Origin of the sequence: Thermobacillus xylanilyticus, from assembly GCF_907165215.1 — a bacterium.
Taxonomy (GTDB): Bacteria; Bacillota; Bacilli; order Paenibacillales; family Paenibacillaceae; genus Thermobacillus; species Thermobacillus xylanilyticus.
In genome coordinates this window covers 89,324-97,015 of record NZ_CAJRAY010000006.1, presented here as the reverse complement: position 1 = coordinate 97,015, position 7,692 = coordinate 89,324, and the positions used below count along the sequence as shown (strand labels likewise).

The window sequence follows — 7,692 nt, the reverse complement described above, 5'->3', positions numbered from 1 at the left end:
CCGCCGGTCCCGCCGCAGGGGGCGCGCGGCAGGCGTCCGCCCGGGCCGTGGACGCGCAGCCGCAAGGCGCAGCCGCAGGCGGCGCCCAGACCGCAGCGGGCGCCGGGCAGACGCAGCAAGCGGCCGCGCCGCAGAGCGGCAACTGGATTCACGGCCTGCTGAAATGGCTCGGCGTCGATTACGAGAAGCAGCTGTCGCAGCTGACCGGCGCGCGCGGTGAAGCCGCCGGCGGGCGGCAGGATGCGGCGCCGCGGACGGCAGGAGATGCGCCATCCGGCGCAGCGGCAGCCGGCCGGGACGCGGCGGCCGGGCCCGGACCGGGCGCCGGCCTGACGGGCACGGCGGAGCGGATGGCGCCGCAGATCGGGCGGGGCGCCGTCCCATTCCTGCCGCACACCGCCGAGCAGCAGCCCGCCCCGGCCGGCGGCGCGGGCGAGACGCTGAAGCAGGCGCTGCTGTCGCTTGCGGCGACCGACGATGCGCCGGCCGCGCTGCGCGAAACCGCGCAGCAGCTCGTGCAGCAGATCACCGGCCAGCAGCTGCTGCTTGCGCCGGAGAAGAACGGCGCGCTGTTCTCCCATATGACGCTGTTCATTCCGTTCCAGGGGGAAGACGGCGGCACGACGGCCCAGATCACGATTCAGTCGCGGCGCGGGCGGAAAGGGGAGCTCGATCCCGACAACTGCCGGCTGCTGTTCGACCTCAGGATGAAGCATCTCGGCGACACGGTCGTCGACGTGCAGGTGGTGGACCGGTTTGTCAGCCTGAACCTGTGGAACGACCACCCGGCCGTGAGCCGTCTGGTGGAATCGGCGCGGGATGAGGCGGCGGAGGCGCTGGGCCGTGCCGGATATCAGCTTGCGTCGATGCGCGTGAAGCCGTTTCCGGACACGGCAAGCCGGAACGCCGCGAAGGAATCCGCCGCGGCTGCGCCACTTCCGACCCCGGCGGTTTACGCCGGCAAGCCGTACAGAGGGGTGGACTACCGCGCATGAAGAAGCCTGACCATCCGCCGCAGCCGCTGCGCAAAGCGGTGGCGCTGAAATACAATCCGGCCGAACATTCGGCTCCCGTCGTGGCCGCCAAGGGGCAGGGACATGTCGCGGAGCGCATTCTGGAACTGGCGCGCGAACACGGCGTTCCGGTTCAGGAAGAACCTTCGCTCATTGAAGTGTTGTCCAAGCTCGACATCGACCAGGAGATTCCTCCCGAACTCTATGCGCTTGTCGCGGAAGTGCTCAGCTTCGTCTACCGGGCCGACCGCAGGATGAAGGAATGGGAAACCGCGCATGGATAAGCGGAGAGCGACCGGAAGGCGCGGAGAGGAAGCGGCCGCCCGCTATCTTGCGGCGAAGGGCTATCGCCTTCTGAACCGCAACTGGCGGTGCCGGCTGGGCGAACTGGACATTGTGGCGGAGGACGAGGGGACGATTGTCATTGTCGAAGTCCGGACGCGCGCGGCGCACGGCCGGTTCGGCACGCCCGCCGAATCGGTCGATATTCGCAAGCAGCGCAAACTGGCCGCGGTCGCCCAGGTATATCTGGCGCAGACGGGACGGCAGCACGCGCAGGTCCGGTTCGACGTCATCGCCTGCACGGTCGGATCAGACGGGGAAATGGACATCGAACATATTCCGGGCGCCATGTAGCCGCCGGTCCGAACGCGGGCCGGCGGCGATTGCATATTCAGGAGTCTGTCTTGCGGTCGAGGAAACGGTAATGGATCGCCTCCGCGACATGATCCGCGCCGACGGCATCCTGTTCGTCCAGATCCGCGATCGTCCGCGCAAGCTTGAGGACGCGCTCGTGGGCGCGCATGCTGAAGCCGTGGGCGCGGTAGGCGGAGTCAAGCAATTTCGCGGCGTCGGGCCGCAGCTTGCACGCATCCCGCAGAGCGCGGCCGGTCAGATCGCAGTTCCACCTGACGCCGGTTGCCGAGGCGCGCGACTGCTGCCGCTCCGCGGCAACCATGACGAACTCGCGCATCTTCGCGGTCGTCCAGCCGTCGGGCTTGGCGGCATGCAGCACCGGCCGGGGCACTTCGACCTGCAGATCGATCCGGTCGAGCAGCGGCCCGGACAGCCGGGAGCGGTAGGCCGCGATGCGCCCCGTCGAGCATGTGCAACGCTGGTCCTCCGTCTCGTGCAGATGGAACCCGCACGGACACGGATTCATCGAGGCGGCCAGCATGAAGCGGGCCGGGAACCGGAACACCGCCCGGGACCGGGCGATCGTCACCTCGCGGTCCTCCAGCGGCTGGCGCAGCGCTTCGAGCGCCTGGCGCGAGAACTCGGGCAATTCGTCGAGGAACAGGACGCCCTCGTGCGCCAGCGTCACTTCGCCGGGCCTCGGCACGGAGCCGCCGCCGATGAGCCCGCCGGCCGAAATCGTATGATGGGGCGAGCGGAACGGCCGGCTGCGGATGAGCGACACGTTGCCGGTGCCGAGCTTTCCGGCCGCGCTGTAGATTTTCGTGACGTTCAGCGCTTCTTCTTCCGTCAGCGGGGGCAGGATGCCGGGCAGACGCCTCACGAGCATCGTCTTGCCCGTCCCGGGCGGTCCGGACAGCAGCAGATTGTGCCGCCCGGCCGCGGCGGTCAGCACCGCCCGCTTCGCCGTCGGCTGGCCGATCACGTCGGCGAAGTCGAGATCCGCCTGCAGCGGATCGTCGGCGCCGTTCGCACGCATCTGCCCAAGGCCGGGTCGCTCAGCGGCGAATCGCAGCGCATCCCAATCTTTGCCTGCGAGCTGCGACAGGTGCGTGACGGCGTACAAGTCCATGCCGCCGATCAGCGCGGCTTCGGCCGCGTTGCCCGCGGGCAGCAGCACCCGCCGGATGCCGCGCCGCTTCGCCTGCTCCACCATCGGCAGCACGCCGGGAACGGGCCGCACCTCGCCTGACAGCGCCAGCTCGCCGATGACGAGCGTGCCGGCGAAGGGGCCGCCGTCCAGCTGGCCGCTGACGATCAGAATGCCGGCGGCGATCGCAAGATCGAACGCCGTCCCTTCCTTGCGCTGATCGGCCGGCGCGAGATTGACGGTGATGCGCTGCAGCGGGAACTGAAAGCCGCAGTTCTTCACGGCGGCGCGCACCCGCTCCACCGATTCGCGGACGGCGGGATCCGGCAGTCCGACGACGTTCACCTGCGGCAGGCCGGGCGAAATATCGGTCTCGACGTCGATCCAGAGCGCCTCCACTCCCTGGACGGACGCGCAGCATACGTTCGCATACATGCAAAAAAGCACCCCCATCTCCGGATGAAGGTGCTTCCTTACGCTCCGTGTTCACATTCATTTCATGCGATTCCAAATTTAGCGGATGCGCGCAGTCTTGTCAATCCGCCCGCCGCATCAAGCCTTCCGGCTTCTTCTTGTTCTCGGCGGCTTTCCGGATTTTTTTGACGAATTTGTCGGCTTTCATGTTTTGAAGGCTGTCGAACATATGAGGCTCCACCGTGCCGTACATGCGATAAGGACCGGATTGCACGCGGCCGTCTTTCACCTTCCAGACGCCCGCTCCGGGGTCGTACGGCCAATAAAAATCTTCGGTCGTTTCAATCAGCAGCAGAATCACTTCTTCCCCGGGCGACACCAGGACGCCGTCCTTGTCGGTTTTCGGCGTTCCGTGCTGATACAGCGTGACCGCTTTCTGATCCAAATCGCCGTGAATGACTTCTTCCACCTCGATCACGGACGGGGTAACATCACCGATAATCCGCGTGAATGGTTCCCGGACCTCCAGCACGGTGCCCCTTACAATCAAATCGACGAAGTACATTTCTTCTTTCAGGTTTCGGGTCATCACCCTCGCCGCCGCACCGTAATCCGAAACGGCGGAAGCCGCCGGTACTTCCGATTGCGAGTCCGCGCATCCGCCCGGCAAGACGGCGAGTCCCAGAACAGCCGTCAAGATGATCGACAAAAATTTCATCGCATGGCCTCCGGAAGAATCCGGTTCTCTCACCGATTGTAACATGCGAACATGCGGCGGTTACTTTTCATCTGCGGCGCTTTCGTGTCAAATCCGCTTTCCCTTTTGTTCGCGCAATGAGATCATTCCGATAGCAAAAAGTGTTCGTTCGCTCCGACAAAAATAAGGCAACCGTGGCGAATTCGTGATACAATAGGGTTGTTTGTGTACATACTGTGACTTGTATTTCGGCTGCGGCGCACAGGCCCCCGGATCATCCGGACCGTAAGCGCTGCCGCTGACGCTTGAGGGAGGATATCGGCATGAACATTCACGAGTATCAGGGCAAGGAAGTCTTGAAGCAGTACGGCGTATCCGTGCCGGAAGGCCGCGTGGCGTTCACGGTCGACGAAGCCGTCGAGGCCGCCAAGGAGCTCGGCACGTCCGTCGTCGTCGTGAAAGCGCAGATCCATGCGGGCGGCCGCGGCAAAGCGGGCGGCGTCAAAGTGGCGAAGTCGCTTGACGAAGTTCGCCAGTATGCGTCGGAACTGCTCGGCAAAGTGCTCGTCACGCATCAGACCGGGCCGGAGGGCAAAGAAGTGAAGCGGCTGCTCATCGAGCAGGGCTGCGACATCAAGAAGGAATACTACGTCGGCGTCGTCGTCGACCGCTCGACCGGCCGCGTCGTCATGATGGCGTCCGAAGAAGGCGGCACGGAGATCGAGGAAGTCGCCGCGCGCACGCCGGAGAAGATTTTCAAGGAAGTGATCGACCCGGTCGTCGGCCTGCAGCCGTTCCAGGCGCGCCGTCTGGCGTTCAACATCAACATTCCGAACGAGCTCGTCGGCAAGGCGGTCCAGTTCATGACGGCGCTGTACAACGCGTTCGTCGACAAGGACTGCTCGATCGCCGAGATCAACCCGCTCGTCGTCACCGGCGACGGCAACATCCTTGCGCTGGACGCGAAGCTCAACTTTGACTCCAATGCGCTGTACCGCCATCCGGATATCGTCGCGCTGCGGGACCTCGACGAAGAGGACGAGAAGGAGATCCAGGCGTCCAAATTCGATCTGAGCTACATCGCCCTCGACGGCAACATCGGATGCATGGTGAACGGCGCCGGCCTCGCGATGGCGACGATGGACATCATCAAGTATTACGGCGGCGAGCCGGCCAACTTCCTTGACGTGGGCGGCGGCGCATCGAAGGAGAAAGTGACGGAAGCGTTCAAGATCATTCTGTCCGACCCGAAGGTCAAGGGCATTTTCGTCAACATTTTCGGCGGCATCATGCGCTGCGACGTCATTGCGGAAGGCGTCATCGCCGCGGCGCGCGAACTCGGCCTCGACCGTCCGCTCGTCGTGCGGCTGGAAGGCACGAACGTCGAGCTCGGCAAGAAGCTGCTGAACGAGTCCGGCCTGAACATCACGGCCGCCGACTCGATGGCCGACGGGGCTCAGAAAATCGTCGAACTTGTAAAGTAAAGGCCTACCGATCCATTACGATAGAGGAAGTGAACCTTCGATGAGCATTCTGGTGGACAAGAATACGAAAGTCATCACCCAGGGCATTACCGGCAAGACGGCGCTCTTCCACGCGAAAGGCGCGCTTGACTACGGCACGCAGATGGTCGGCGGCACGTCGCCGGGCAAAGGCGGCACGACCGTCGAGATCCAGCTCGAGAACGGCACCGTTGCGAAGCTGCCGGTGTTCAACACGGTGCGCGAGGCGGTGGACTTAACCGGTGCGACCGCTTCGGTCATCTACGTTCCGCCGGCGTTCGCGGCCGACGCGATCATGGAAGCGGTCGACGCGGAGCTGGAGCTCGTCATCTGCATTACGGAAGGCATCCCGGTCCTGGACATGGTCAAGGTGAAGCGCTACATGGAAGGCAAGAAGACGCGCCTCATCGGACCGAACTGCCCGGGCGTCATCACGCCCGACGCGTGCAAGATCGGCATCATGCCGGGCTATATCCATACGAAAGGCCATGTCGGCGTCGTATCGCGCAGCGGCACGCTGACGTATGAAGCGGTGCATCAGTTGACGACGCGCGGCATCGGGCAATCGACGGCCGTCGGCATCGGCGGCGACCCGGTCAAAGGATCGGAATTTATCGACATTCTGAAGATGTTCAACGAAGACCCCGACACGTACGCGGTCATCATGATCGGCGAAATCGGCGGCACGGCCGAAGAAGAGGCGGCCGAGTGGATCAAGGCGAACATGACGAAGCCGGTTGTCGGCTTCATCGGCGGCGCAACCGCGCCTCCGGGCAAGCGGATGGGCCATGCCGGCGCGATCATCTCCGGCGGCAAGGGCACGGCAGCCGAAAAGATCGCGAAGCTCGAATCGTGCGGCATCAAGGTGGCGCCGACGCCGGCCGAGATGGGCGCAACGCTTGTATCCGTGCTCGAAGAGCGCGGACTGCTCGAGAAGTGCATCACCCGCAAATAAGCGGTTGAACGGATCAGCGTACAATTTATCGGTTCCGCGGTTTGCTTAAACCGCAGGAAGGCAGGCAGCCTTCCCGGCTCCCGCATGTACGGGAGAAGGGAAGGCTGTTTGCTTTGCCATCACCCAAATCTTGATGCGCCGCTTGCATTCTGTTTCCGCGTGACGCACAATAGGATGAGAATGCGTGCGGCCCATGGAAAGGAGTCATGTCATGGGTCAGGGTTGGACGCGGCGGGACATTCTGCTTGCCCTTCACGAGACGGAGGGTGTGGGGCCCGCCACGATCCGGGAGCTTCGGGAGCGGGAGCTCCTGGAGGCCTGCGTGCATTACTCGGAAGAAGAGTGGATCGAATTCGGATTGCCCCCGCTGCGCGCGGACGCCGTCCGGCGCTCGCTGTCGCGTTCGTTCACGGAGGAGCGGAAGCGGCTTTACGCCGGCATGGGCGTGGAATGGGTGACCGTCGAGGATGAGGATTATCCCGAGTTGCTGCGCCAATTGAGGAATCCGCCCGCCGTCCTCTACGTGCAGGGGCGCAAGGAATTGCTGAATTATCCGGCCTACGCGGTCGTCGGCACGCGCCTCCCGACCGCATACGGCCGGCAGACGGCGCGGATGCTCGCCGAGCGGCTGTCCGACGTCGGCATCACGATCGTCAGCGGACTCGCCCGCGGCATCGACGCCTGCGCCCACGAAGCCGCGCTGCGCGGCTCCGGCAGCACGATCGCGGTGCTCGGCACGCCGATCGGCACCATCTATCCGCCGCAGAACGCGCCGCTCTACCAGCGGATCGCCGAGCAGGGGCTTCTCGTTTCGCCGTTTCCTCTCGGTACGCCCGGCCATCCGGGCCTGTTTCCGGCGCGCAACGCGGTCATCGCCGGCATGACGCGGGGCACGATCGTCGTCGAGGCGGCGGAACGGAGCGGCTCGCTCATCACGGCTGATCTGGCGAGGGATTTCGACCGCGAGCTGTTCGCCGTTCCCGGCATGATCGGCTCGCCGAAGAGCAAGGGCACGAACATGCTGATCAAGAGCGAGAAGGCCAAGTTGCTCACGGGTCCGGAAGATGTGATGGCCGATCTGTGGCTCTCCGAGGCCGGCCTCGAGAGCCGGCGCAGGGTGCTTGAAGCGGCGCGCCAAGCGGAGGAAGGCATGACGGAGGAGGAGCGCCGCATCGTGCAGCTTCTGCAGGAAGGGCCGAAGACATCCGACGAACTGGCGGAGCTCACCGGCATTCCGTTTGGACATTTACATGCTCTTCTGATAAATTTAACATTAAAACGCAAAATCGAGCAGCATCCGGGTTCCCTGTACAGCGTCCGATGAG

The 7,692-nt window shown here is 64.4% G+C and carries 7 protein-coding genes and 1 pseudogene; 6 read left to right on the top strand and 2 right to left on the bottom strand.

Going from position 1 to position 7,692, the window contains the following annotated elements; translation table 11 throughout:
* From KJQ12_RS01935 to KJQ12_RS01925, 3 genes and pseudogenes are all read left to right on the top strand, one after another.
* Window positions 1–995, top strand: a pseudogene (locus KJQ12_RS01935) (flagellar hook-length control protein FliK); the annotation flags it as partial.
* Complete coding sequence (locus KJQ12_RS01930) at window positions 992–1,297, top strand: EscU/YscU/HrcU family type III secretion system export apparatus switch protein (protein ID WP_015254987.1); 306 nt, start codon at window positions 992–994, stop codon at window positions 1,295–1,297. The pseudogene KJQ12_RS01935 and the gene KJQ12_RS01930, both read left to right, overlap by 4 nt.
* On the top strand, window positions 1,290–1,649 hold the full coding sequence (locus tag KJQ12_RS01925; protein WP_213483260.1) for a YraN family protein: 360 nt from the start codon (window positions 1,290–1,292) through the stop codon (window positions 1,647–1,649). Before KJQ12_RS01930 ends, KJQ12_RS01925 begins: the two co-directional genes overlap by 8 nt.
* A 37-nt stretch (window positions 1,650–1,686) precedes the next feature.
* On the opposite strand, the gene KJQ12_RS01920 is transcribed toward KJQ12_RS01925, so the two are convergent.
* Window positions 1,687–3,234, bottom strand: coding sequence for a YifB family Mg chelatase-like AAA ATPase (locus tag KJQ12_RS01920; RefSeq protein WP_213483259.1), 1,548 nt, complete (start codon window positions 3,232–3,234; stop codon window positions 1,687–1,689).
* A gap of 100 nt (window positions 3,235–3,334) precedes the next feature.
* Window positions 3,335–3,931, bottom strand: coding sequence for a hypothetical protein (locus KJQ12_RS01915; protein WP_213483258.1), 597 nt, complete (start codon window positions 3,929–3,931; stop codon window positions 3,335–3,337).
* A gap of 302 nt (window positions 3,932–4,233) precedes the next feature.
* On the opposite strand from KJQ12_RS01915, the gene sucC reads away from it, so the two are divergent.
* The 3 genes from sucC to dprA all read left to right on the top strand — a co-directional run bounded on the left by sucC (window position 4,234) and on the right by dprA (window position 7,691).
* Window positions 4,234–5,394: an ADP-forming succinate--CoA ligase subunit beta gene (gene sucC / locus KJQ12_RS01910; protein ID WP_213483257.1), complete on the top strand. Its 1,161-nt coding sequence runs from the start codon at window positions 4,234–4,236 to the stop codon at window positions 5,392–5,394.
* A gap of 40 nt (window positions 5,395–5,434) precedes the next feature.
* Entirely contained in the window at window positions 5,435–6,367 is a 933-nt protein-coding gene (gene sucD, locus KJQ12_RS01905; protein WP_213483256.1) for a succinate--CoA ligase subunit alpha, read from the top strand.
* A 211-nt stretch (window positions 6,368–6,578) separates the two neighbouring features.
* Window positions 6,579–7,691 (top strand): DNA-processing protein DprA, encoded by a 1,113-nt coding sequence (dprA, locus tag KJQ12_RS01900; protein WP_213483255.1) that lies wholly within the window; start codon window positions 6,579–6,581, stop codon window positions 7,689–7,691.
* The last annotated feature ends 1 nt before the right edge of the window (window position 7,692 follow it).

Excerpts from the sequence above, each read along its gene's own strand:
- KJQ12_RS01930 (WP_015254987.1), top strand. The coding sequence starts at position 992 with ATGAAGAAGCCTGACCATCCGCCGCAGCCGCTGCGCAAAGCGGTGGCG.
- KJQ12_RS01925 (WP_213483260.1), top strand. The coding sequence starts at position 1,290 with ATGGATAAGCGGAGAGCGACCGGAAGGCGCGGAGAGGAAGCGGCCGCC.
- KJQ12_RS01920 (WP_213483259.1), bottom strand. The coding sequence starts at position 3,234 with ATGTATGCGAACGTATGCTGCGCGTCCGTCCAGGGAGTGGAGGCGCTC.
- KJQ12_RS01915 (WP_213483258.1), bottom strand. The coding sequence starts at position 3,931 with ATGAAATTTTTGTCGATCATCTTGACGGCTGTTCTGGGACTCGCCGTC.
- sucC (WP_213483257.1), top strand. The coding sequence starts at position 4,234 with ATGAACATTCACGAGTATCAGGGCAAGGAAGTCTTGAAGCAGTACGGC.
- sucD (WP_213483256.1), top strand. The coding sequence starts at position 5,435 with ATGAGCATTCTGGTGGACAAGAATACGAAAGTCATCACCCAGGGCATT.
- dprA (WP_213483255.1), top strand. The coding sequence starts at position 6,579 with ATGGGTCAGGGTTGGACGCGGCGGGACATTCTGCTTGCCCTTCACGAG.